Source organism: Streptomyces sp. NPDC032822, assembly GCF_055578825.1.
In genome coordinates this window covers 71,149-94,892 of record NZ_JBVIOL010000012.1, presented here as the reverse complement: position 1 = coordinate 94,892, position 23,744 = coordinate 71,149, and the positions used below count along the sequence as shown (strand labels likewise).

16 protein-coding genes and 2 pseudogenes are annotated in these 23,744 nt (G+C 69.4%); 10 read left to right on the top strand and 8 right to left on the bottom strand.

Translation table 11 applies throughout. The annotated features are described in order from the left end of the window. Window positions 1-13: 13 nt before the first annotated feature. From ACZ5VD_RS30345 to ACZ5VD_RS30335, 3 genes are read left to right on the top strand one after another with little or no spacing between them, the layout of a single operon-like run. Window positions 14-1,567 (top strand): FAD-dependent monooxygenase, encoded by a 1,554-nt coding sequence (locus tag ACZ5VD_RS30345; RefSeq protein ID WP_468683907.1) that lies wholly within the window; start codon window positions 14-16, stop codon window positions 1,565-1,567. Then, on the top strand, window positions 1,564-3,621 hold the full coding sequence (locus ACZ5VD_RS30340; RefSeq protein ID WP_468683906.1) for an acetate--CoA ligase family protein: 2,058 nt from the start codon (window positions 1,564-1,566) through the stop codon (window positions 3,619-3,621). The genes ACZ5VD_RS30345 and ACZ5VD_RS30340 overlap by 4 nt, the downstream gene beginning before the upstream one ends. Further along, a complete protein-coding gene (locus ACZ5VD_RS30335; protein WP_468683905.1) occupies window positions 3,614-5,272 on the top strand; it encodes a (2,3-dihydroxybenzoyl)adenylate synthase in 1,659 nt (552 codons plus the stop codon). The genes ACZ5VD_RS30340 and ACZ5VD_RS30335 overlap by 8 nt, the downstream gene beginning before the upstream one ends. A gap of 126 nt (window positions 5,273-5,398) precedes the next feature. Here ACZ5VD_RS30335 and ACZ5VD_RS30330 read toward each other — a convergent pair whose 3' ends face one another. Next, window positions 5,399-5,770 (bottom strand): antibiotic biosynthesis monooxygenase family protein, encoded by a 372-nt coding sequence (locus tag ACZ5VD_RS30330; protein WP_468551666.1) that lies wholly within the window; start codon window positions 5,768-5,770, stop codon window positions 5,399-5,401. 168 nt (window positions 5,771-5,938) lie between these two features. After that, window positions 5,939-6,733, bottom strand: coding sequence for an alpha/beta fold hydrolase (locus ACZ5VD_RS30325; protein WP_468683904.1), 795 nt, complete (start codon window positions 6,731-6,733; stop codon window positions 5,939-5,941). 143 nt (window positions 6,734-6,876) lie between these two features. On the opposite strand from ACZ5VD_RS30325, the gene ACZ5VD_RS30320 reads away from it, so the two are divergent. The 6 genes and pseudogenes from ACZ5VD_RS30320 to ACZ5VD_RS30295 form a co-directional block, all read left to right on the top strand. After that, window positions 6,877-7,482 (top strand): TetR/AcrR family transcriptional regulator, encoded by a 606-nt coding sequence (locus tag ACZ5VD_RS30320; RefSeq protein WP_468551668.1) that lies wholly within the window; start codon window positions 6,877-6,879, stop codon window positions 7,480-7,482. Window positions 7,483-8,402: 920 nt separating this feature from the next. Beyond that, on the top strand, window positions 8,403-9,554 hold the full coding sequence (locus ACZ5VD_RS30315) for an amidohydrolase family protein (protein WP_468551669.1): 1,152 nt from the start codon (window positions 8,403-8,405) through the stop codon (window positions 9,552-9,554). Window positions 9,555-9,784: 230 nt separating this feature from the next. Next, a complete protein-coding gene (locus ACZ5VD_RS30310) occupies window positions 9,785-10,489 on the top strand; it encodes a response regulator (RefSeq protein ID WP_468551670.1) in 705 nt (234 codons plus the stop codon). Window positions 10,490-10,511: 22 nt separating this feature from the next. Continuing rightward, window positions 10,512-11,642, top strand: a complete 1,131-nt coding sequence (locus ACZ5VD_RS30305) for a sensor histidine kinase (RefSeq protein ID WP_468683903.1) — start codon at window positions 10,512-10,514, stop codon at window positions 11,640-11,642. Window positions 11,643-12,499: 857 nt separating this feature from the next. Then, the gene (locus ACZ5VD_RS30300) at window positions 12,500-13,564 is read left to right on the top strand and encodes a quinone oxidoreductase family protein (protein WP_468683902.1); all 1,065 of its coding nucleotides are present in this window, start codon (window positions 12,500-12,502) and stop codon (window positions 13,562-13,564) included. A 616-nt stretch (window positions 13,565-14,180) separates the two neighbouring features. Then, a pseudogene (locus ACZ5VD_RS30295) lies at window positions 14,181-14,567 on the top strand (DUF6461 domain-containing protein); the annotation flags it as partial. Between the two features lie 282 nt (window positions 14,568-14,849). Here the strand turns inward: ACZ5VD_RS30295 and ACZ5VD_RS30290 are convergent. The 5 genes from ACZ5VD_RS30290 to ACZ5VD_RS30270 all read right to left on the bottom strand — a co-directional run bounded on the left by ACZ5VD_RS30290 (window position 14,850) and on the right by ACZ5VD_RS30270 (window position 20,885). Next, window positions 14,850-15,236, bottom strand: a complete 387-nt coding sequence (locus ACZ5VD_RS30290; RefSeq protein WP_468551674.1) for a nuclear transport factor 2 family protein — start codon at window positions 15,234-15,236, stop codon at window positions 14,850-14,852. Between the two features lie 423 nt (window positions 15,237-15,659). Beyond that, a complete protein-coding gene (locus ACZ5VD_RS30285; RefSeq protein ID WP_468683900.1) occupies window positions 15,660-16,178 on the bottom strand; it encodes a cupin domain-containing protein in 519 nt (172 codons plus the stop codon). Next, a complete protein-coding gene (locus tag ACZ5VD_RS30280; protein WP_468683898.1) occupies window positions 16,156-16,602 on the bottom strand; it encodes a transposase in 447 nt (148 codons plus the stop codon). The genes ACZ5VD_RS30285 and ACZ5VD_RS30280 overlap by 23 nt, the downstream gene beginning before the upstream one ends. Window positions 16,603-17,049: 447 nt before the next feature. Beyond that, window positions 17,050-20,250, bottom strand: coding sequence for a SpoIIE family protein phosphatase (locus ACZ5VD_RS30275; RefSeq protein WP_468683897.1), 3,201 nt, complete (start codon window positions 20,248-20,250; stop codon window positions 17,050-17,052). 257 nt (window positions 20,251-20,507) lie between these two features. After that, window positions 20,508-20,885 carry a hypothetical protein gene (locus ACZ5VD_RS30270; RefSeq protein WP_468551677.1) on the bottom strand — a complete coding sequence of 126 codons (378 nt, stop codon included), beginning with the start codon at window positions 20,883-20,885 and terminating at the stop codon, window positions 20,508-20,510. Window positions 20,886-21,085: 200 nt separating this feature from the next. On the opposite strand from ACZ5VD_RS30270, the pseudogene ACZ5VD_RS30265 reads away from it, so the two are divergent. After that, window positions 21,086-21,325, top strand: a pseudogene (locus ACZ5VD_RS30265) (hypothetical protein); the annotation flags it as partial. Between the two features lie 142 nt (window positions 21,326-21,467). Here the strand turns inward: ACZ5VD_RS30265 and ACZ5VD_RS30260 are convergent. Beyond that, complete coding sequence (locus ACZ5VD_RS30260; protein ID WP_468551822.1) at window positions 21,468-22,934, bottom strand: non-reducing end alpha-L-arabinofuranosidase family hydrolase; 1,467 nt, start codon at window positions 22,932-22,934, stop codon at window positions 21,468-21,470. Window positions 22,935-23,744: the final 810 nt, after the last annotated feature.

Sequence of the window (23,744 nt, the reverse complement as noted above, 5' to 3'; positions counted from 1 at the left end):
CGAAGGAAAAGCCATGAAAGTTGCCTGCATCGGCGCAGGTCCCGCAGGACTCTTCTTCGCCACGCTGCTCAAGCGGAGTCGGCCCGACGCCGACCTCGTGGTCTTCGAACGCAACCGACCCGACGACACGTTCGGCTTCGGAGTGGTCTTCTCCGACGCCACCCTCGATGCCATCGACGCCGCCGACCCCGTCCTCAGCGAGGCGCTGGACAAGCACGGCCGGCACTGGGACGACATCGAGGTCCGCGTGCACGGAGCACGAGAGCGCGTCGGCGGCATGGGCATGGCGGCTGTCGTACGCAAGACGCTGCTGAGCCTGCTGCAGGAACGGGCCCGCGCCGAAGGCGTTCGGATGCGCTTCCAGCACGAGGTCCGCGACCCCGCCGAGCTGGACGACTTCGACCTGGTCGTGGTGTGCGACGGCGCCAACAGCCGCTTCCGCACCCTGTTCGCCGACGACTTCGGACCGACCGCCGACATGGCCGGCGCCAAGTTCATCTGGTTCGGCACCACCTACGCGTTCGACGGGCTCACCTTCGTCCACCAGGACGGCCCCCACGGTGTCTTCGCCGCCCACGCCTATCCGATCAGCGACGCGCTGAGCACCTTCATCGTCGAGACCGACGCGGACTCCTGGACCAGGGCCGGACTCGACGCCTTCGATCCGTCGACCCCACCGGGCGCGAGCGACGCGAAGACCCAGAGCTACCTGGAGGACCTGTTCCGCGAGCAGATCGACGGGCACCCGCTGGTCGGCAACAACTCCCGCTGGGCCAACTTCGCCACGCGCAGGGCCCGTTCGTGGCGGCGTGGCAAGTGGGTGCTGCTGGGCGATGCCGCGCACACCGCGCACTTCTCTGTCGGATCCGGCACCAAGATGGCCATGGAGGACGCGGTCGCGCTGGCCCAGGCCCTGGGGGAGGCGTCACACAGTGTGCCGGAGGCGCTGGACCTGTACGAGGAACGCCGCCGCCCCAAGGTCGAGAAGATCCAGAACTCGGCACGGCCCAGCCTGTCCTGGTGGGAACACTTCGGCCGCTACGTCCACTCCTTCGACGATCCCACCCAGTTCGCCTTCCACTTCCTCACCCGCAGCATCCCACGGGGCAAACTCGCCGTGCGCGACGCGTCGTACGTGGACCGCGTGGACGGATGGTGGCGGCGACACCACCAGGCGGATCCCCTGCGGACGCCATTCCGCGCCGGGCCGTACCGCCTTCCCTCGCGCCGGGTGACGGCCGGCCAGGACCTCCTGACCGGAACCGACGGCACCACCATCCCGATGGTCCCCTTCAGCGGTCAGTCCTTCGGAGCGGGCGTGTGGATCGACGCTCCGGCCACGGAGGAGAGGCTGCCGCTCGCCTTCGACCAGGTGCGTGAGACGGCGGAGGCGGGCGCCCTGCTCGTCGGTGTGCGAGGCGGCACGGCGCTGACCCGCGTGCTGGTCGCGGAGGAGTCCCGGCTCGCCCACAGCCTGCCCGCCGCGATCATCGGCGCGTACGACGACGACAGCGCGACCACACTCGTCCTCTCCGGCCGGGCCGACCTCGTCGGAGGCACCAAGTGAGCTCCCTGGACGCACTGTTCGCACCCCGAGCCATTGCCGTGCTCGGCGCATCAGCCGCGCCGGGGAAGCTCGGCGCGGCGATGGCCGACTCCCTGGCTTCCTTCCCGGCGCCGGTGATGAAGGTCAACTCCGGCCGCCCGGACCCCGATCGGGGCTTCTATCCCACCGTCGGCGAGGCTGCCGCGGCACACGGCATGCCACCCGACCTGGTCGTCTCCTGCATTCCGGCCGGCGCGACCGCCGACGCCCTGCGCGAGGCGGCAGCCGTCGGTGCCCGCGCCGCACTCGTGTGCGCCGGTGGGTTCGCGGAAGCCGGAGCCGAAGGCGCGCCGCACCAGCAGGCGTTGGCCGAGGTGGTGCGGGACACCGGTATCCGGGTCCTCGGCCCGAACACCTCAGGCTTCCTCGCCCCCCACCGGCGGCTCACGGCCAGTTTCGTCCCGGGGGCGCCCGACCTGAAACCGGGTCCGGTGGCGGTCGTGGCCGCGAGCGGCGGTGTGAATCACGCGCTGGCCTTCGCCCTGGCCGAGGCCGGTGTCGGCCTGCGCCTGGGGGTCGGACTGGGCAACAGCCTGGACGTCACCCAGGGCGACGTCCTGCGCCACCTCGCCGAGGACGACGGCGTACGGGCCGTCGCCCTGCACGTGGAGACCGCAGCGGAAGGCCGCCGCCTCACTGAGGCGGTACGACGCCTGACCGCCCGTGTCCCCGTGGTGGCCCTGGTCGTGGGCCGCAGCGACATCGGCGACTTCGCCCGCTCCCACACCGGAGCCCTGGCCACCTCCTGGCGGGTGACCAGGACGGCCCTGCGCCAGGCCGGAGCCGTCCTCGTCGACGACGAGCGCGACCTCGTCGACGCCGTCACCGCACTCAGCCGCATACGGCTCCCGGCCGGCCCACGTCCAGGCATCGGCCTGGTCACCGCACAGGCCGGACCCGGCCTGCTCCTCACAGACGACCTGCGCTCCCACGGCGTCCAGGTCCCGCCGCTGCTCGAACACACGGTGAAGGAACTGCGCGCTCTGCTCCCGGCCCTCACCTATCTGAACAACCCCGTCGACACCGGCCGCCCTTCGCCCGTGCTCACGCAGGTGGTGGAGCGGGTCTCGGAGGACCCCGGCATCGACGTCACCGCCGTGTACGGACTGCTGGAGCCCACGGCGGTGGACCTCCCGGCCGCGCTGACCGCCGCCCGCCCGGCCACCCCGCTCGTCGCCGTCGTCGCCGGACCCGTGGAGCAGGCGCGGCGGACCCGCCGTGAACTCGGCGAAGCCGGCATTCCCTGCGCGGCCACGCCTGCCTCCGGATCGGCGATGGTGCGCGCGCTCGTCGAGGACGCGGCTGCCCGCACCCGCCGGGAGGCCGTCCGCACCGCCTCCTATGCCCCCACCCTGCCCCCGCCGGGCCCGGTCGACGAACACACCGCCAAGGGCGTCCTCGCGGACCTGGGCATCCGCACGCCCGTCCGGCGCGTGTGCGCCGATCCCGCCGCGGCGCACGCGGCGCTCGATCAGCTCGGCGGCCCGGTCGTCGTGAAGATCCTCGACGCGGAGATCCTGCACAAGACGGAAGTGGGCGGGGTCCAGATCGGCATCCGCACCCCCGAGGAGCTCGACGACGCCCTCGCCCGCATGCCCGCGAGCCCCGCGCTGCTGGTCGAACAGATGGCCCCCGCCGGACCCGAACTCATCGTCGGCCTACGCCGCGACCCGGTCTTCGGCCCCGTGCTGGCTCTGGGCGCCGGCGGGACGGCCGCCGAGATCCTCGGCGACGTCTCCCTGCGTCTGGCGCCCCTGTCCGCGAACGAGGCCCACGCGATGCTCGACGAGCTCGCCACCCGCCAGATGTTCCTCGGCGCGCGCGGCGCCACCCCGGTCGACCGTGCGCGACTCACCCACGTGCTGCTCGCGCTCGCCTCCCTCGCCGCCGACAAGGCCGTGGCCGAGTGCGAGATCAACCCTTTGCGCGTCCTGCCCGACGGCGACGTCGTCGCGCTCGACGCCGTACTGCTGCTGCGTGACCCCCGGGATCAAGGAGGATCCGACGATGCGTGAGGGATTCGTACCCTGGCCCAAGGAGGCGGCCGACCGCTACCGCGAGGCCGGGTACTGGCGTGGCAGGCCGCTCGGCGCCTACCTCCACGAATGGGCCGAGACCTACGACGGCACGGTGGCCGTCGTGGACGGCGACATGCGCCTGACGTACCGTCAACTCGCCGACCGGGTAGACGGGTTGGCGTGCCGCCTGCTGGACAATGGTCTCCACCCCGGTGACGCGATGCTCCTCCAGCTGCCCAACGGCTGGGAGTTCGTCACCCTCACCCTTGCCTGTCTGCGGGCCGGAATCGCTCCCGTGATGGCGATGCCCGCGCACCGCGGTCACGAACTGCGCTACCTGGCCTCGCATGCCGAGGTCACCTCGATCGCCGTCCCGGACCGACTCGGCGACTTCGACCACCAGGCCCTTGGGCGGGAGGTCGCCGATGCCAGCCCGAGCGTACGGCTGTTGCTCGTCGCAGGCGGCACGGCAGGTAGCGACGCCACGGACCTGCGCGCTCTGGCCGAACCGGCCGACGACCCGGCCGCCGCACGGGCCCGGCTCGACGACATCGCTCCGGACAGCGGCGACATCGCCGTCTTCCTGCTCTCCGGCGGCACGACCGGACTGCCGAAGCTCATCACCCGCACCCATGACGACTACGAGTACAACGCGCGGCGCAGCGCCGAGGTCTGCGGCCTCGACTCCGACACCGTCTACCTGGTGGCACTGCCCGCCGGACACAACTTTCCCCTGGCCTGCCCCGGCATTCTGGGCACCCTCATGAACGGCGGCCGGGTCGTCCTGGCCCGCACCCCGGAGCCGGGCAGGGTGCTGCCGCTGATGGCCGCCGAGGGCGTGACGGCCACCGCAGCCGTGCCGGCCGTGGTCCAGCGCTGGATCGACGCGGTGGCCTCCGGCCGCCACCCCGCCCCGCCCGCACTGCGGCTGTTGCAAGTGGGTGGCGCCCGCCTCGCGCCGGAGGTCGCCCGCCGCGCCGAACCCGTGCTCGGCGGCACGCTCCAGCAGGTGTTCGGCATGGCGGAGGGACTGTTGAACTACACGCGCCCCGACGACCCCGACGACATCAAGATCGAGACGCAGGGGCGCCCCATGTGCCCGGACGACGAGATCCTCGTCGTCGACGCCTTCGACCACCCGGTCCCGCCCGGCGAGATGGGCGCGCTGCTCACCCGCGGCCCGTACACCCCACGCGGCTACTATCGGGCCGACGAGCACAACGCCCGGGCGTTCACCCCCGACGGCTGGTATCGCACCGGGGACATTGTCCGGCTGCACCCCTCGGGCAACCTCGTCGTCGAAGGACGCGACAAGGACATGATCAACCGGGGCGGCGAGAAGATCTCCGCGGAGGAGGTCGAGAACCTCATCTACCGCCTGCCCGGTGTCGCCCGCGTCGCCGCCGTCGCGAGCGCCGACCCCGACCTGGGGGAGCGGGTGTGCGCGGTCGTGGTCGTCGAACCGGGGACCCGCCTGACCCTCGAAGCAGTACGTGCCGCCCTCACCGCCATGCAGGTGGCGCGCTACAAGCTTCCCGAAGTCCTGCTGGTCGTGGACGAGTTGCCGCTGACGAAGGTCGGCAAGATCGACAAGAAGCGTCTGCGGGATGTCGTCCGTGACGGGGCGGGTTCCGCCGAGGCGGTGTGAGCGGGTTCGCCGCCGCGGCGGGCGGGCCGACGACGCTGCCGTGATGCTCCCGCTTCCCCGCAGGGAGTCGAAGCGGCCCTGCCGGCCCGATGGCGGTACCCGGGGAAACAGTCCCGGGTATCGCCATCACTCCCCTGCGCAGACGCCCTCGACAGCGAGCTTCTGGTAAAGGTGCGGGTAGGCGACGGTGCCGTCAGGGTAGCCCTCCACGTAGGAGGCGAACTCCGGCATGCCGAGCGCTGCACGGAGGTGTTCGGTGGATTTCCAGACCGCGATGTTGGTGAACTGCCGGCTGCCACCGATGCCCCGGTACAGCTGCACGGAGAGGAGGCTCCCCGACTTCTTCAGGTACTCCGCGTCGGCCGTCCAGGCGGCCACCACTTCGTCCTCCTTGCCTTCCGGGGCGACCAACGTGTTGATGACGGTGACCGGGCCGACCTTCTCCTTCTGCTGGTCGTGGACGTGGGTGGACTCGTCGAGCTGGCCGAACTTGAGCATGATTTCTCCAGGAAATCGAGGCGGAAGCGGGTCTACCGATCCACAGGGGATCAAGTGATCCGGGACCGGGAGGCGGCCCGTCCGCCTGTTGGTGAGTCGTGATCAGTGGGCGGTCCGCGGGAGGGGCTACGCCGGTGACCGCCGCGTGGCCCCTCCCGCGGCGTGCGTTCAGGCGTTGTGCTTGCCGAGGAAGTCGGTCATGAGCTGCAGCCACTCCTCGGTCCGCTCCAGCATCGGCAGGTGGCCGGTGGCGATTTCCGCGAGCTGGGCGCCGGGGATGCTCTCGGCGAGCTGGCGGTGCAGGGCGATGGAGGTGAGCCGGTCGTCGGTGGTCGAGATGACCAGGGTGGGGACCTTGATGTCGGCGAGGTCGTCCCGGACGTCGACCTGGCCGACGAGGTCGGTCTGCTCGGAGCTGCCGTCGGCCGCGCCGGCGGCGACATAGCCGAGGGTCTGGCGCAGTTGCTCGGCCGGCATCGACTCCAGCGCCTGGGTGCCGAGGGCCATCATGAGCTGGAACTCGGCGAGCAGTTCGCGGTCGCCGGACGCGGCGAGCTTGCTCCAGACCGAGGAGGCGAGAGCGAGCCGGTTGTCGCGGTGCGAGAAGGCGGCGGTCAGGACGAGCGCGGTGACGCGCTCGGGGTGACGGGCGGCGGCGCGAATGGCGACCGGGCCGCCGAGGGAGTAGCCGGACACGGCGAAGTGGTCGAGGCCTTCCGCGTCGGCGGCGGCGACGAGCTCGTCGGCGAGGTCGTCGACGGACAGCGGGGTCGTGGAGCGGGGGGTCTCGCCGCTGCCGGGGTAGTCGATGCCGACGACGGTGTGGCGGGCGGCGAGCCCTTCCAGCACGGGGCCGTAGGTGCCGGCCAGGCTGCTGCCGGCGCCGTGGGCGAGGAGCAGGCCGGGGCCGGAGCCGAGGCGAGTGCGGGTGAACGTGGGTGCGATCAGGTTGCGAGCTGACATGGCTTGCTGCCTTTCGAATGCGCCGACACACGAGAATCATCCAGTGCGTGTGATTGCTTCCATAGGTCTATCACACAGTGCGTATGATTAGCACCTGTGACGTCAATCACACGCCCCGTATGATGTGCCGGTAGGGTGGCGACATGAAGCAGCCCCTCCACCGCCGCCAGCCGACCCCGGGCAACCCGCGTGTGCAGCGCACCCGCAATCGCGTACTGGCCGTCGCGCGGGAACTGCTGCCTCAGGTGGGACCGGCCGGGCTGACCTACGCCCTGCTGGCCGAGCGGTCGGACGTCACCCGCCAGACCCTCTACCGGCACTGGCCCACCCGGGCCGCGCTGCTCTTCGACCTCGTCCTCGAAGGCCCCGACCTCGGCACCTACCCCGAACCGGGCAGCGACGTGCGTGACGTGGCCACCGCCTGGCTCAAGAGCCTGCGCGCCGGCGTCAGCGTGCCGGCCGTGCGAGCCGCGGCCCTGGCCGTCACCGCCCAGGCCGACCACGATCCCGACAGCGCGAGGGCGCTCGTCCGCATCGGCGAAGACCGCTACGTCGGCTTCAACAGGCTGCTGGAGCCGTCGGGCATCCAGATCAGCGACGACGAGTTCACCCTGCTGTACGGGCCCGTCCTCGCCCGCCTCTTCCTCGACCGCGGCCAGGTCACCGACGCCTTCATCGACGCCGTCGTGACCCAGTGGATCACCACGCTGCAGCCCGCCGACGCACCGCAGGACCCCTCCCGGCAGTAGTCACCGAAAAGTCCTGACAGAGGGAACGACCGCGTTCGGGCAACGAACCGGACTCAGGTCGACCCGTCAACGCCACCGCTGCCGAGCGAGCCTCGACGCCTTGCTGCCGGGCGCTCCCGTCCACCCGGCAAGGCTGCCGGCCGCCCCGCTGCCTGCGTCCGCGTGTGCAGCGCCGTCAGGTGCCCCCGGATGTGCTCGCCGACCCTTTGGCCGACCGAGCCGGCGTGATCGACCACCGACCTGAGCGACGCCCGACACCGGTACGAAGCTCTCGAACGCGCGGGCGCCGGCCCCGCGCTCGGCTTCATGGAAGCTTCATGCGCTGAGTGGTAGGTGCTTTATGGGCCCGCTGTTGTCTTGCGGTCATGCACGTACTCCTCGTCCCGCCGGTGGACAACGTTGATCACCCTGCTGTGCGGCACCTGACTCCGACGGTTGGCACCGTGCCGTCACGGTCTGTCGTGATCGGCGAGTTCCCTGCCCTGGGGTCGGCCACGCACGTGGACCCCGCCGGGCAGAAGGCCGGCGACGACACGCTGCATGACGAAACCAACGGCCCCCTCACCTGGGTGGGGGCGGCGGCGTTGTCCGCCGGCCCACTCCGCTGCCGACTGTCGGCCGACGCGGCCATAACGGCGCCACGGGGGCCCCACGCCTGAGCGCTGGATCGCCCTGCTGGTGGCAACTGGCGTGGCCGAGGAGCGACTTGGCCGCCATGGCTCCTGGATCGACATGGGCCGTGCGCACGCCCACCCGAGGAGAGAGCGATCTCCAGGACGGCGGGCACCAACGCCGTCCTGTGCAGGCACTGCCCGGCCCGGGCGACGGGGCCGTGGCGCACGCACATATGACCTGACTCGCACACAGAACGAAGAGGGGAACCGGAAATGAACCTGCGACGGAACATCTCGCGTCGAAGGATGATCGAAGCGACATCGGCCGCGGCGCTCGTCACGGGGGCGGCGGTCACGGTGCCGTCTGCCATAGCCAGTCCGGAGGCGGCAGCGTCCGGTTCGGGGCTGCCGAAGGGCAACTGGCGTATCGACACCCACGCGCACTACTCGCCCGACGTGTACAACGACTACCTGCAGCGCTACGGCCTCCTCGGCGCCATCACCGGGGCGTACGGTCCGTGGTCGGTCGAGCGGCACGTGGCCTTCATGGACCAGTACCGGATCCAGGCCAGCGTTCTGTCGTTCGGCGACCTCCAGGTCACGGTCGGCCCGGTCGACGACCGGCGCGCCACCGCCCGCGCGGTCAACAACTACGCCCACAACCTCGTGCAGACCCGCGGTGACCGGTTCGGGATCTTCGCGGTCACCCCGATGCCCGACATCGACGGCTCGGTGGCCGAGGTGGACCGGGCGCTCGGTGAACTGGACCTCGACGGCATCTGCCTGCTCACCAACTACAAGGGCGTCTACCTGGGGGATCCTTCGTTCGCGCCGCTGTACGAGATCCTCAACGACCGCCATGCCTACGTCTACGTCCACCCGACCGGTCCGGAGAACAACCCGGCTCCCAAGCTCTGCTTCGGCCCGGACATCCCGGCCGGCAACAACGTCTTCGAGTACACGTTCGACGCGACGCGTGCGATGACGAGCCTGATCTACAACGGTGTCCTGCGGGACTACCCGAACATCCGCTGGCACTTCACGCACAGCGGCGGGGCACTGCCGTTCCTGGCCTTCCGGCTCGCGACCCGGCACTCGGCCTTCCCGCCGTTCAACGAGGTACTGCCGGAAGGCCCCTTCAAGTACATGAAGCGGATGTTCTTCGACAACGCACAGGCGTTCACCGCCGCGCAGCTGGAGCCGCTGTCGTCCCTGGTGCCCGACGACCACATCATGTTCGGCAGCGACTGGCCGGCCACCCGCCACCTCTACGCGGCCGACAACGCCGAGACGATGCCCTTCCTCAAGGGCAGCCTGCCGAATCTCAGGACAGGCGACCCCGAACCGACCGTCGACGAGATCTACAACCGGCGCCAGCGGATCGCCCTTGAGCGGGACAACGCCCTTGAGCAGTTCCCGAAGCTGAAGGCGCGCATCCGCCGCTCCGGCTCCCGCTGAACCGCGACCGTACAGCCGGCCCGGCCCGCCGCCCAGTGCCCCGTCGAAGCACACCGACGGGGCACTGGGCAAAGGCCGGCGCCGGCTGTACGGGCCCACAGAACGTCGCCGGCCACGAAGAACACCGTACGCTGGCGGCATTCGAAGCCTGCCCCCATGCCACCGCTGCCCCCGCGGTCATGACGGCCTTCCCCCTCCCTCTTCCCCCCCGGCGATGGAAAGCGAGCACGATGAGTACGCAGCGGGTTCTGGTCGTCGATGACGAGCCCAAGATCCGCATGACCGTGCGCGGCTACCTGGAGGCGGACGGCTTCGACGTCGTCGAAGCCGCGGACGGGCCGTCCGCCCTGCAGGCCGTCACCCGTGACCGGCCGGACCTCGTGGTACTCGATGTGATGCTTCCGGGCCTGGACGGATTCCAGGTCCTGCGCCGCATCCGGGAGGCGAGCCAGATCCCGGTGATCATGCTCACCGCCCGGGACGAGGAGGTCGACCGGCTGATCGGCTTCACCACCGGCAGCGACGACTACGTCACCAAGCCGTTCAGCCCCCGTGAACTGGCACTACGGGTGCGCGCCATCCTGCGGCGCACCGACAGCCGGTCCGAGGCGGACGACGAGGACGGCGTGCTGCGCTTCGACGGACTGGCCGTCGATCGCGTGACGCGGACCGTGCTGGTCGATGCCGACCGGACGGTGGAGCTGTCCGCCCTCGACTTCGACCTGTTGTACGCGATGGCCCGTGTCCCCGGGCGGGTCTTCACCCGGCGCGGCCTGCTGGCCCAGGTATGGGGCGATGACTTCTTCGGCGACGAGCGCGTCGTGGACGTGCACATCCGCACTCTGCGTCGCGCGCTGGGCGACGACGCGGGCGCACCCCGGTTCGTGGGGACCATCCGCACCATCGGCTACCGGTTCATCGGGCGCCCCGCCTAGCGGCCAGGAAGGACACCCACCCATGCCCGCCCCCCGCTTCCCGGCCTACCACCGCTCTCGTGCGCGGCTGCGCCGCATCAAGGAGCGTCTGTCGCTCCGCAACCGGCTGGTGGTCTCGCACGTCATGGTGCTCCTCCTGGCCCTGGCGGCGATGGCGGCGATCAGCGCGCTGATCGAGGTGTGGCTCGGTTTCGCCGACGTCGAAGGCGACGTGGTCCTGCAGGTCGGCCTTCTCTTCGGAGGGGCCGCGGCTTTCCCGGCGTCCCTCGCCCTGTCCCGGTTCCTGCTGCGTCCGCTCGACAGGGTGCGCGCCGCCACGCGCCGGCTCGCCGAGGGACACTACGACGACGTCCTCGAACTTCCCAGCGAGCCGGGCCTGGCCGCGCTCGTCCAAGACGTCAACACGCTGGCGGCGGCCCTCGCCGACACCGAGCGCCGCCGTGCCCGGCTGATCTCCGAGGTCGCCCACGAGATGCGCACCCCCATCACCATCCTTCGCGGCCAGATCGAGGGCATCGCCGACGGCATCTTCATCCCCGATGAGGCGATGTTCGCCTCCCTCGCCGACGACCTCGACCGGCTGCAGCGCCTGGCAGGCGACCTCTCCAGCCTGTCCCGGGCGGAGGAGGGCGCCTTCGATCTTCGCCGCAAGCCCACCGACGTGGCCATGCTGGCCCGGAACACAGCCGAGCGCCTGCGCCCCCAGTACGACGACCAGACGGTGAACCTCGTCGTTGACGCCGACACACCCGTCGAGACCGTCTGCGACCCGGACCGGATCACCCAGGTACTGGTGAACCTGCTCGGCAACGCACTGGCCGCATGCGATCGGCAGGGACATGTGGCGTTTTCCGTGCACGCTGTACCGTCTCCCGCGCACCACGTGATCGTCCGTGTCGTGGACGACGGCATCGGCATCGCCGAACACGACCGGGAGCGCATCTTCCACCGCTTCGAACGCCTTGAGAACCCCGGACGACCCGCTGCCGCCGGCGGCAGCGGCATCGGTCTGACCATCGCCCGGGGCATCGCCCGAGCCCACGGCGGAGACATCACCGCGGAATCCGCCGGCCTGGGCAAGGGAGCCACGATGACCTTGCGCCTGCCGCAGGATCACGGTTTTGCGGGCGACCTGCCTCCCCTCACCCGCTGACCCATCGGCCCCGATGCGGCGGTGACGAAGCACATCGCGGTCGCCGAGGACGCCGAGCAGCGAGCCTGCCCCGGTGCATGACAGTCCCGGCGTCTCGCAGGACCCGGCCGGAGACGCTCGGATCACCTCGGCGATCGAGGCCGTCCCTGCCAGTGCTGCCCCAGCCCGCCCCGCACTCGCGCTGTCTCTTCAGCCGCTCAACACCTGTGAAGGACAGGGGGAGTGGCACCGCACCTGCCCAACACAGCGGCGTGTCCCGAATCCACCGCGGCGGCGACCGCACAGGACGGGGCGGTCTGGGCGGGAAGACCATCCTGCACGAGGAACTCGGGCGCTCCGAGGTTCTGCGGCTCGCGAAGATCGAGGTGCCGCACGCCTGCGAGAAGGGAGCGCCAGCGGACAGAGCCCGGCTTCATGGAAGCTTCATACGCTCAGTGGTACGGGTTTTATGAGGCGGCTGTTGCCTGGTGGTCATGCAGCATTCCTCGTCCCGCCTTCGATCACCCTGCTGTGCGGCACTTGACGACGACGGTGCACACGACGCTGACCGTTCCGCCCTGCTCGACGTACTACTCCCTCTGGAGACGCGTGGGCCCGGGGATCCCGCTGGACACACGCTCGGCGAGTGAGCGCTGCATGAGGGAACCGCCGACCTGCGCACGGTCCGTGCGGGGACGGCAGCGGATGCGTGGCGTGCCCGCCGGGTGCGGCGGACTCGGTCGCTGTTCCGTTCGGTGTCTGCCCCTGGTGTGCCGTGTGGCCGGGATCCGGTCGTGCATGGTGTCGCCCGGGACGGGTGGTGCGGGCGGCTGTGTGGAGCCTGCAATGAATTGCTAACGACATGAAGGAACGTGACAGTGGAACAGACCATGATGGCGGTCCGCCTGTTCGAACACGGCGGACCCGAGGTGCTGCAGTACGTCGAGGCACCGATTCCCGAGGTCGGCCCCGACGACGTCTTGATGCGTGTGCACGCCACGGCCGTCAACAGCTGGGACCTGCGCTACCGCGCGGGCAACCTGCCGCAGCCCCTCCCGGGTCGGCCGCCGTGGCCCCTGCCGTTCCAGCTCGGCCGGGACGCGGCCGGTGAAATCGTCGCCACCGGCGAGAACGTCACCCGGTGGCGCCCCGGCGACAGGGCGGTGCAGCTTCCGCACCCGCCATGCCGCAACTGTGCCCTGTGCGTACGCGGACTCGAAAACCTGTGCATCGACACCGCCTACCCCGGGCACCAGGTCTTCGGCGGATACGCCCAGTACGTGGTGCGACGCCAGGACGCCATCCTGCCCATCCCCGGCGGCGTCGACTTCGAGACCGCCGCGGCCACCATGTGGACCTACACCACCCCGCTCAACTGCGCACGCCAAGCACCCGTCGGCCCCGGCGACACGGTGGTCATCACCGGCGCCAGCGGCGGCATGGCGATCGCCTGCGCGCAACTGGCGAAGCTGAGCGGAGCCACCGTCATCGGCACCACCACCAAGCCGGACCGCGACGAAGCGCTCAGCAAGCTCGGCTACGACCACATCGTGCACTCCACCGATCCCCGACTGCCGGCACAGGTAAGGGAGTTGACACACGGCCTGGGAGCCGACGCCGTCTGGGACTGTGTCGGCGGCAACGACTTCTTCCAGCTCTCCCTTTCCTGCATACGGCTCGGCGGCACGGTCATCGTCCTGGGCACACCGACCGACCAGGGATCCCGCCTCGAACTGGACGCACTCGCCCTCATCGGCCAGCAGGTGAAAATCGCCAGCGTGCGCGGTGCCACCCTGCGTGACCAGCAACTGTGCCTGGAACTACTGGCAGCCAAGAAGATCACCCCGATCATCGACCGCGCCTACCCCCTGGAACACGCCGCCGAAGCCCACGCGTACCTCGAAAGTCACCGGCAGACCGGCAAGATAATCCTCCTGCCCTGACACCCCGGCAACCACCGAACAGCGCAGGTGGCAGAGCTCCGTCCGAAGCAGTTGGCGCCACTGTGATCGTCCGTCCTGCAGGCGGCCCCTCATCGCCGACTCCCACAAGGACGTCACCTCATGCCACCCGCGCCCGGGGCCACCTCCCGGCCGATGACCGGGGAAGAACTCCCAGGGTCTGAGGGGCCCCGCTCTCCACGGTCCGCCCCACACATCACACACCAGAACCGGCGCATGCGGGCATCAGCTTCGCGCTGCGCATCTGACCGGGTCGGGCACGTCGACGTCGGGTGGGAGTGACTGCGCAACCTGTGGATGCGCACTCGTCGCGTCGTCTGCGCATCCACACGCTGACGAACAGGCGCGTAGCCGCCCGGATCTGAGGCCAGGCCCTCCGCAGCATCGAGGGCGTCGTACACCCGTATCAGGAAGATCAAACGGCAGCTCTACGGACGGGGCCGGACGCGAACCGCTCCGCAGATGATCCTGCTGCGATAGTCTCCGCGGCCATCAGGCAACATCAGCCTGGCTCCCCGTCGCGCGACGCGCACAGCCGGGAACACGGTGGCCGTGCAGGGCCGGCGAGCGGTACACAAGTGAGCGATGGAGGCCGGACATGAAGGCAGACGCGGACATGGATTCGCTTCGCTGGGCGGTGGCCTGGATGTGCGTCACCTTCACTCGCGACCTGAGCCCCGAGGAGGTCTTCACCCGGTACGGGGCCGACCCGGACCAGGCACGCCTGCTGGACTGGGACACAGCCTCTGACCTGGTCTCGGGCGACTCCGACGACGAGATGGTCTCGCTGCTGCGGTCCGGGAGGATCGGTGCATGGGCCTTCTGCGTCGAGGAGGAAGGCGGCATCGGCCTTGGGGACAGAGCGCTCGCGGAGTTGTCTCGCGGTACGGAGACGTACAGTCTGGCGACGACCGAGGGAATCGACGTCTTCCAGTACTGGCGTGATGGCGAGTGTGTCGAGTACTTCGAGCCCGGCGTCGAGCACACCCGGTCCGAGCCGCTCGGCCCCTGGTGGGATCAGGTGGAAACGGCGCTCGCCGCGCACGAAGGAGCGGACGTGGGGATGGCACCTGCGGTGGCCCTCGTGCTGAACCATCTCGGCATCACCCTGGACGACGCCACTCTCGCCGGTCCCTGGCCCAGCCTGACGCTCGTCGAGGACGACGTGCCGTCGGTGCCACGGGGTGACACCTACGCGGGCGAGGGACCGGTTCCGCCCGGGACCTCGAGATCTTGTAGACCCCACAACGGGCCGATGGGCCAAGCGTCAAGGCGTGTGGGTGTCGTCGTGCCAGGTGCCCGTCCAGTCGTAGAGCGGCGCCGAGGTGGCGTACTCCCGGAGACAGGCGATCTTCTCCCCTTCGAGCCTGGCGATCGTTGCGCCCTGGAAGGTGGCAGGCTCTCCCTGCCAGGTGCAGGAGAAGGTCCATTCGGTGACCAGGGCCTCCCCGGCGGTCGCCTGTGAGGTGATCTCCCAGGCGTCGACCGAACCACCGGCATCGAACCACGTACGCATCCACTGTTCGACCCGTTGCCGACCGCGGTAGACCGGCCCGTAGCACTCCGTGATCACGCAGTCGTCGGTCAACGTGGCCAGCACTCCGGCAATGTCGTGACGCCGCCAGGCATCGATGTAGGCATGCAGTTGGTTCATGAGGCCGATTCCCTCGTCTGGGCTGGCAGGCAGTCCGCCGAGCTGGAGTATTCCAGGGGCGGGCGGTTGACATGTGATCAGACCACAGCCTGCCTGAAGCGCTCGGCCGGTGAGCCGTAGTACGCCTGGAGTTCCTCGGCCTCGCCGGTGATCTTCACGAGGGTCTCGGGCCACTTCGACGCCGAGACCGCGCCCACGCCGCGGTCACCCCCTCGGCGTGGGCGCGGTCTCGGAACCGCAGATCCCCCGCACTGCCTTCGCGACTCCCGGCTGGACGGACTTCGAAGGACAGTCCTTTGCATCCTCCCCTTTGCATTTCTGCCTCCGGGAGCAGCGCGACACCGTTGGCGAACTTGTACAGGCCGGGCTCGCCCTGGAGCGGCCATCGCGGTGGGGGAGCGGTAGCCCTGCAACGGCCCTGAACTACTTCTCCCCGGCCTCGAAGTCTTCCAGGAAGTAGCTGTCGTGTCGGATGCGAAACTGCTTGAGCTCTTCGCCACCGCGCTGCGCCATCTCCGAGACCCGCTCGAAGTACTCCTCGCGTGGGGCGCCTGGGGAGAAGAGCATGAGCATGGACACGGGCTCGTCGGTCACGTTCTTGAAGGCGTGCAGGCCGCCGACCGGTACGTACAGGAAGTCGCCCGCGCGGCCCGTGACCCACTTCTCGCCGTTGTACAGCTCCAGTTCGCCGGAGAGGACGTAGAAGGACTCCGACATCGCCTTGTGGAAGTGGGTCTTGGCCCCAGCGGACCGTGCACCCAACTCCACCTTGTACAGGCCGAATTCGCCGCCGGTCGACTCGTTGGTGGCGAGGTAGTGGGTAGAGGCGCCGGGTGAGGAGATGTCCGGTGGGCTGTCGGCCGTGCGGAAGGCCGCGTTCACCGCGCCCTTGTCGCCGCGGTAGCGGGCTTCCGGGTACTCAAGGTATTCCGGGTACGACATGATGCGCTCCTCTTGGCAGGTTCCACCAGCATGGTGGCTCCCGCCTCCAGAGGGGGGCATCGGACTTGCGGATGATCTTGGGTTGGCCCGGGCTGAGGGCTGGGGACCTAGGACTGCAGTGCTGGGTCGTGGACCCTATGGCCGCCAGGAGAGACGTTCGTGTGCGGACTCGTGGAGTGTCGGTCCACCAGGCGTTGAGGCGTTGGAAGGTCATCGCCGTGACCGTGAGCTGGTGGTGTAGCCGGGCTTCCGCCAGGCCGTGATACCGGCATCGCCGCAGGCCGAAGGCGCGAACGCGCTGACAGAACGTACCTTCGGCACCGGCCCGGTGCGCGTACTGCTCCTTCCGCTCCTGGGTGTCTTCCTGAGCCCCGTGGAGCGGACCAAGGCGTTGACGGCCGGTCCGCCGAGGTGCACCCGGCACTGCTGGGGGAGGTGATCGAGCCGTCCCGCATCGCGAGCAGATGGGGCCGCTGGTTGTTTCGACACGAGCATGACGACACCGCTCACGCCCTGTCCGCGGAGCAGGACCACGCCGCCGTCCGCACGCCACCGGCCAGGCCGATGAACGCCAGGTTGGACAGCGCCCTCCGTAACTTGCTCGATCTTCTTGCACGGCGTTTGCACCTGCTCGGCCACCGGCCACCGGCCACCGGCGTCGCCGAGCGGGCCGGAGCAGGGTGCCATCGGGCGATGCGAGCCCCGGACATCGCCTGCGGTGCGGCCCGCCCTGGCCGACATGCTGAGAACGTCGTATGCGGCTGCTCCGCGGACAGCCGGCACGGGAGTGGGCCGGCCGGTGACGCTGTGATCGCTCAGGTCTCCGGCCTCGCCTCCTTCCTGGTCCACCGGCTATGGGTGGGGGAGTGGCTCACTCGGCATCGTGGGGGGTCGGCGATGGCAGGCGGAGGGTGAACCAGACGGTCTTGCCGCCTTCGTCGGGCCGAGTGCCCCAGTGGTCGGACAGGGCGGAGACCAGGAGCAGACCACGTCCGGACACGTCGTCGGAGTCGGGTGTGCGGGAGCTCGGGAGGAGGGGACTGGCGTCGGTGACTTCGACGGTCAGGTCCCAAGGGGTGCGGCTCAGCCGCAGGGTGAGAGGACCCTGGCCGTGCTGGACGGCATTGGTGAGCAGCTCCGACAGCAGGAGGCGGGCCGTGTCGTCCGGTCCCGGGCAGGCCCAGGTGTCCCAGGTGTCGGCCAGGAGGCGGCGTCCTGCGCCGACGGCCTGTGGTTCGGCGGGCAGGGTGGTGACGATGGTGGTGGGCAGGCGAGTGATGAGCAGGGTGACGTCGTCGTCGTGGCAATCGAGGTCGGGGATGAGTGACTTGAGGAGGTGGTCGGCGAGTTCCTCGGGGTCGTGTCCGGCGTTCAGTCCCTCACGCAGGCTCTGGCGCAGCAGGTCGAGGCGCGTGTCGAGGTCGTGGTGGGGGGATTCGACGAGTCCGTCGGTGTAGAGGGCCAGTGCGGATCCGGGGGGCAGGGTGAGGGTGGTCTGGGTGTGGGGGATGCCACCCACACCCAGCGGCACACTTCCTGAGATCGGCAGTGGCTGGATGTCCTGACTGGGAGTGATCAGCAGGATGGGTAGGTGGCCGGCGCAGCTGGCGGTGAGCTCGCGGGTGCGGGGGTCCAGGGTGAGGAAGCAGCAGGTGGCGATCTGGTCGTCGAGGTCTTCCACGGCGGCGTCCAGCGCCTGCATGAGATGTTGCGGGTCCAGTCCGGCCTTGGCCAGGGCATGGGCGGCCGGACGCAGTTGGCCCATGACGGCGGCGGCTTCCAGGCCGCGGCCCATCACGTCGCCGATGAGGATGCCTAGTCTGCCGTCGGGCAGAGAGATCAGGTCGAACCAGTCCCCGCCCATGCCTTCGCCCCTGGAAGCGGGGATGTAGCGCACGGTGGTGGGCAGCGCGGGGAGTTGGGGAGGCAAAGCCATGAGGGTGCGCTGGAAGGTGGCGGCGACTTTACGCTGGCGCTCCTGGTGCTGGCGGCGGACGGCCTCGCCGCGTTTGCGGCTGGTGATGTCCCGGATGCTGGCCGAGATGCCCACCATGGTGCCCTGCGGGTCGCGCAGCGGCCACAGGGTGACGTCGGCGTCTCGTAGGGCGCCTTCCCGGGTACGCAGGACGGTCTCGATGTGGTCGACGCGCTCACCCCGGCCCAGCCGCCGCAACAGGGCGGTGGTCGCGTCCAGTCGGTCAGTGGGCAGGAACAGGTCGATACCGCGGCCTACGGCCTCCTCGGCGCTGTATCCGAAGATGCGCTCGGCCGCCGCATTCCAGTAGGTGAAGACACGATCCGTACTCAGCGACACCATCGCGTCCTCGCTGGATTCCACCATGGCGGCCAGCTCGTTGAGGCGCCGCTCGGCGCGATGCCGGGCGCTGACATCCCGGATGCAGGCGATGACCAGCGGGCCCTCGGCGGTCTGCAACGGGCTGAGGCTGGTTTCCACCGGGAATCCGGTCCCGTCCTTGCGTCGCCCGTGCAGGACCGGCCCGCCCCCCAGCAGTCGCGTCGGCGCAGGGGCGGTGAACTGTCCCTCGTGGTCCGCATGAGGGGGCTGCAGGCAGTGGGGGAGCAGGAGCTCCACCGGACGGTCCAGCAACTGGGCACGCGGATAGCCGAACATCGCCTCGGTCTGAGCGTTGACCAAGACGATCCGTCCGCTGGCGTCCGCGATGACCACGGCATCGGGTGCGGCTTCCAGCAGCGTGCGAAACCGCTCCTGCAACTCCTCTCGTTCACGCTGGATCCGTGCCCGGTCGGAGATGTCGGTGGACACTCCACCCACCGCGTAGATGCGGTCCATGTGGTCTGCCACAGGAAACAGGGTGGTCAGGTGGCAACGCCCCTCCTCGCCCAGCGCCTCCTCGAACTGGAGCGCCGTGCCTTCGGCCACCACCTGCTCGTCGCGTCGCTGGATGCCCGCGGCCCGTTCCCCGGCCACCCGGTCACCGGCGGCCAGATGCTGCGCCCGTGGGTCGTTTGCCCCGTGGACCGTCTCGAACCGCTCGTTGACCACGAGATACGATCCGTCCAGAGCACGCAGGAACACCGCCGCGGGCATGTGGTCGACGACCGCCTGCATCAGGGCGTGCTCGCGCGCCGCACGCTCGGCACGAGAGCGTGCCCCCTGCAGGCGGTCCGCGACGCGCAGGGCCCGGAAGGTCAGGGCGGTGAAGACCATGACATTGCTCGTGACAAGGACCGCGGTCCCCAACTGAGTTCCGAACAGGCCCGCGTCCTGGGCCCGCAACCGCAGCCACCCCAGCGCCGGCGGTACCAGCAGTGTGGCGGTCAGCATCCACCGGCCCAGCAGCGCCGCCGGTTCCTTCCCCAACAGCAGCCGGGCCAGTCCGACGCCGGGCACGGCCAGGAACAGAGCTGTCCCCAGCAGTGTCAGCGCCACCGCCGTATGCAACCCCATGCCGGTGTAGTCGCCAAAGCGCTCCAGCGGGGGCACGCGGTAGAGGAATCCGTACAGGCGCAGCAACCCCACCGCCACGACCAGCAGTGCCAACACCTGCCCCGCACACACAAGTCGGCGCCGCCCCGATACCAGGGCCCCCTGCGCCAGCGCCGCCCCCACGAGCCCCAGCGCGGTGTTGGGCGCCATCCGGCCCGGCGGGTTCGTCGCCACAGCACGCACATCATCATGGAACAGGACCTGGTCCACCCCCAGATCCGTGCCCAGTACGTACTGCACCAGCGTCAGTGCGCCCACACCGCCGGCCAGACAGGCACAGCCCCGCACCACAGTCCGCGCGCGCCGCCCCGCCGACGGATGCGCCAGTACACAGACCCCGGCGACGAGTACCAGCAAAGCCACCGCCGTGTTCGGCTTCATCGAGGACTGACCCGGCAGCACACTCTTGAACACGGAAACATCGAAACACCAGCCCATCAGCCCCACCACGGCCAACAGCCCCGCCACCGCCACCGCCACAGCCGTCGGCGCCTCCAGCGCCTCCCCGGACCGACCGGCGATCGCCTTCGGTCCTGGGCCACCGCGCGGCCCGCGCACCCGAGCGGCCGCCTCCGAGGGCGCGGCTTCGATTGTGTCGTCCATGTCGGCCCCAACCGGCTGATGTCATACGGTGAACAGAGCCATCACAGCGCGTCGGAGCCCCGCACACGTGCCCATACTTCCTTCTGGTCTGCAGCGACCGAACCTGATCACCGGATGCAATCGAATCGCTGCTTTTCGGTCATTGCTGGTGAGATCTCTCGCATGGCTGTGGGGCAGCTTTTCCGGTGGACGCGCCCCTCAAGGCCGCCGTGGACAACGGGTGGGTGCTCGGTCATCTGGGCACGGCGACAGCCCGCTCAGCGATCGACCACCCGGCGCGCGTCCGCCGGCCACGCGCCTGTGTCAACGATGTGCTCCACGAGCCCGAACGCCTCACCGACGGGCACGGTGTCCTGGTCCGGGTACGCGTCGTGCTGCCCGTTGGACAGGACGAACCCGCCGCTCGCCCCCTCGGCTCCGGGGTCCACGGCATGCTCGCCGGGATCGCCCTCTTCTTCGAGCAGTATCACCATCGCGCGCTCGGTATTCGTCACGAAGGCCAAGGACCGTCCGGACGAACTGGTCAGCCACGTCTCAAGCTGCCCGCTGTCGATCCTCGACCGAAGGGCCTCCCGCACCACCTCGGATGACACAGGGACAGGGCTGTCGTCATTGATCATCCAGGACTCGGTCACGAGCACGACGATTTCACGGACCGACCTAAGAGACGGTGTCCAGGCCCGGCACGCGGACGAGTGCGGGATCCGCCGTGCCGACATGGCCACGTCGGCGCCGTCACTCTGGACCGCAAGGCGGTCCTGTTGAGGTTCGGGCTCACTACCGCCAGCGCCGCGCCGTGGCACCAGGCCGCCCTCGGACCCAGGCCGTCGCGGGCCTGAACGGCTTCGACAACACCTTCGTGGTCGTCCAGCCCGACCAGGAGGATCCCCTCTGGTTTGCCTCGGTCGCCGTCCGGGATGAGGGCGGTTATGAGGTCGTCCTGCGTGATGCCGACCGCCGTGAGCATGAGGACACCACCTCAACCGGCATCAACGACATCGCCCACGACCTCATCGTCTGGTTGGCCGCCCGCCACTTGCCCGGACGGCCGACGAGGCAGGTCAGCGACCTCTAAGTCACGGCTGGGGCCTGTGTGTTGCCCGGCCCCGCGCTCCGTCGCCGGATGAGCGCTGACGTGGTCGCGTGACCGGGCGGGCTCGGCCTGTGCCGAGCCCGCCGTGCCGACTCCCTGCTGGAGCCGGGCTCGTGTCACGCCGTCAGCGCTGCAGTGTCAGCAGACCCGGACGGTAGGGCAGGCGGCCGTAGTCGCCGCCGGAGCTGGGGCTGCGCCCCTGGTAGAGCAACTGCAGATTGCAGGGATCGACGGTCATGGTCTGATCGGCGCTGGTGCGGATCAGTTCGCCATGGCTGATGTCGTTGGTCCAGGTGGCGCCACTGTTGGCCTTGCCGGCGAAGGGATTGCTCTCGGTCGCGGCCTGGGGTGTCCATGAGCCGTTCAGGCTGGTGGCCGTGAACGAGCGGAAGTAGCGGCCCTGCGAACCGATCGCCTCGACGATCATGAGGTAGCGGTTCTGGCCCTGCAGCTTGTAGACCTGCGGGGCTTCGAACAGGTTGTTCGTCGTATCGCTCATGATCGTTGTGTAGGTCGAGCCGAAGCTGCCCGGGAAGTTCCCGATCGGCATGCTGGCCCGGTAGATCTTGCCGTTGTCGCCGGCGAAGAACAGGTACATGTTCGACCCGTCGGCGATGAGCGTCTGGTCGATGGGCCCTGTACCGGAGCCGGTGATGCTCCCGGAGAAGAGCACCTGGGGTGAGGACCAGCCGTTGGGGTTGGTCGGGTCGCTCGACGTTCGGTAGGAGAAGGCGGTACTGCCCCACTGGTAGGCGAGCACCCAGATGTTCTTCGGGGCGAAGTAGAAGAGCGTGGGTGCGACGGTGGAAGACGACATCGTGTTCTGGCTGGCCGAGGCCATATCCGACCAGTTGGTGAACAGGCCGAAGTTCATCGAACCCCAACTCGTCCCCGTGTCGTGCGTCGTCGCGTAGACGAGTTGCCTGCCGTTGTAGGGGACGACGGTGAAGTCCTTGAGCGAGACCCATCCCGGCTTGGGCTGCGCCAGCGCGCCCGTTGATGCCCAGCGGTATGCCGACGGAAGATCGCACGGGCCGGAGTTGCCGCCGCCGACCTTGACGAGCTGCCACTGCTGGTTGGTGCCGCCCCAGTCGTCGTACTGGACGGTGTTCGCGTTGTCGGCGGTGGAGGCGCCTTGTACCTCCAGGGCCTTGTTGCTGTGGCGCGAGATGAACCTGACGTAGCCGTCCGAGCTGTCGGCCAGCCGCCACTGCTGGTTGGTGGCGTTCAGGTCGGTCCACTGGACGATCGAGCCGCCGTTCGCGGTGGACCAGTTGTGGACGTCGAGGACCTTGCCCGAGTGGCGGGATTTGATGCGGTAGTAGCCGTCCCCGGAGTCGACGAACTGCCACTGCTGCTGGTTCTGGTCGTTCCTGGTCCACTGGGTGATGCGGGCGCCGTCGTTGGTCGCCATGTTGTAGACGTCCATGGCCTTGCCGCTGTTGCGGTTGACCAGCACATACGAGGCGTTGGGGTCGACGGTCGCCGCGTCGGCGGGCTGGGCGCCGAGGAAGGTCGCCACGAGCAGGAAGGGCGCAAGGATGGCGAGGAAGCGTCTTGGACGGACCGGGGATGGGTGGCGGAACCACATCATGGGGCCTCCTTTGGGGGGCGGGTGAGGTGACCCCGATGAACCGCGGAGAGGACGTGCCGGGGGACAGGGTCAGTCTCGAATGTTTCGAAGAATTCCCGGATGCTTCGACGCCACAAGCTAGGAATGCGGGGCCCTGCGGTCAAGGCCTGTTGCCGATCTGTCCACAAACAGCGCCTCGCGTCCGGGCCGACAAGTGGTCGCGCCGACCGACGCCACTCCGGGGTTCGCGAGGACAGCTCGCCAGTCCAAGGTGCCCATGGAGGGAGAAGCCGAGCAAGAGGCGTCTGTGCAGTGGTCTCGGGCTCCGGCCCTACGGGATCTGCCGACGACGGCGCCGGGGTCGCCGTCCGACCCGCCGGTGCTCCGGAAAGTTTCGGGAGAGGAACCGAAACTTCTTCTGCGGAGAGTATTGACGATTCATCGTCAACACCTCAATCATCCCTGTCGAAGAACCTGGCCAAGGTTCGAGATGCCGAACCATGGCGGTCCTGGGCAAACCTGTGCTGCACGGCAGATCCACGCATAGCCGCACGACAGATCCGCGCGCCATAAGCAACCTGCGCCACCCCCTCTCGTTCCGGTGAGGTTCGCACCAGCGCATCCTGTGCTCTTCGCGCCATGGGAGAGGTACGCGACGCTGCGTTGCGAACCCCCGGCTGAGCTGCGATGGAGTGCCCCATGCCTGTATCGGAACAGCGCCGCCGCCGGCCGTGCGTCCCCCGACGGCCGACCCGGCCCCGCCCGATCCGGCTGAGATCGTCCCGGTTCTACGACCGCGCTGCCCGCTGATTCCGCACCGCCCGGGCG

Coding starts and splice junctions, on each gene's coding strand:
- ACZ5VD_RS30345 (WP_468683907.1), top strand. CDS start 14: ATGAAAGTTGCCTGCATCGGCGCAGGTCCCGCAGGACTCTTCTTCGCC.
- ACZ5VD_RS30335 (WP_468683905.1), top strand. CDS start 3,614: ATGCGTGAGGGATTCGTACCCTGGCCCAAGGAGGCGGCCGACCGCTAC.
- ACZ5VD_RS30330 (WP_468551666.1), bottom strand. CDS start 5,770: ATGCTCAAGTTCGGCCAGCTCGACGAGTCCACCCACGTCCACGACCAG.
- ACZ5VD_RS30325 (WP_468683904.1), bottom strand. CDS start 6,733: ATGTCAGCTCGCAACCTGATCGCACCCACGTTCACCCGCACTCGCCTC.
- ACZ5VD_RS30320 (WP_468551668.1), top strand. CDS start 6,877: ATGAAGCAGCCCCTCCACCGCCGCCAGCCGACCCCGGGCAACCCGCGT.
- ACZ5VD_RS30315 (WP_468551669.1), top strand. CDS start 8,403: ATGATCGAAGCGACATCGGCCGCGGCGCTCGTCACGGGGGCGGCGGTC.
- ACZ5VD_RS30310 (WP_468551670.1), top strand. CDS start 9,785: ATGAGTACGCAGCGGGTTCTGGTCGTCGATGACGAGCCCAAGATCCGC.
- ACZ5VD_RS30305 (WP_468683903.1), top strand. CDS start 10,512: ATGCCCGCCCCCCGCTTCCCGGCCTACCACCGCTCTCGTGCGCGGCTG.
- ACZ5VD_RS30290 (WP_468551674.1), bottom strand. CDS start 15,236: ATGAACCAACTGCATGCCTACATCGATGCCTGGCGGCGTCACGACATT.
- ACZ5VD_RS30285 (WP_468683900.1), bottom strand. CDS start 16,178: ATGTCGTACCCGGAATACCTTGAGTACCCGGAAGCCCGCTACCGCGGC.
- ACZ5VD_RS30275 (WP_468683897.1), bottom strand. CDS start 20,250: ATGGACGACACAATCGAAGCCGCGCCCTCGGAGGCGGCCGCTCGGGTG.
- ACZ5VD_RS30260 (WP_468551822.1), bottom strand. CDS start 22,934: ATGTGGTTCCGCCACCCATCCCCGGTCCGTCCAAGACGCTTCCTCGCC.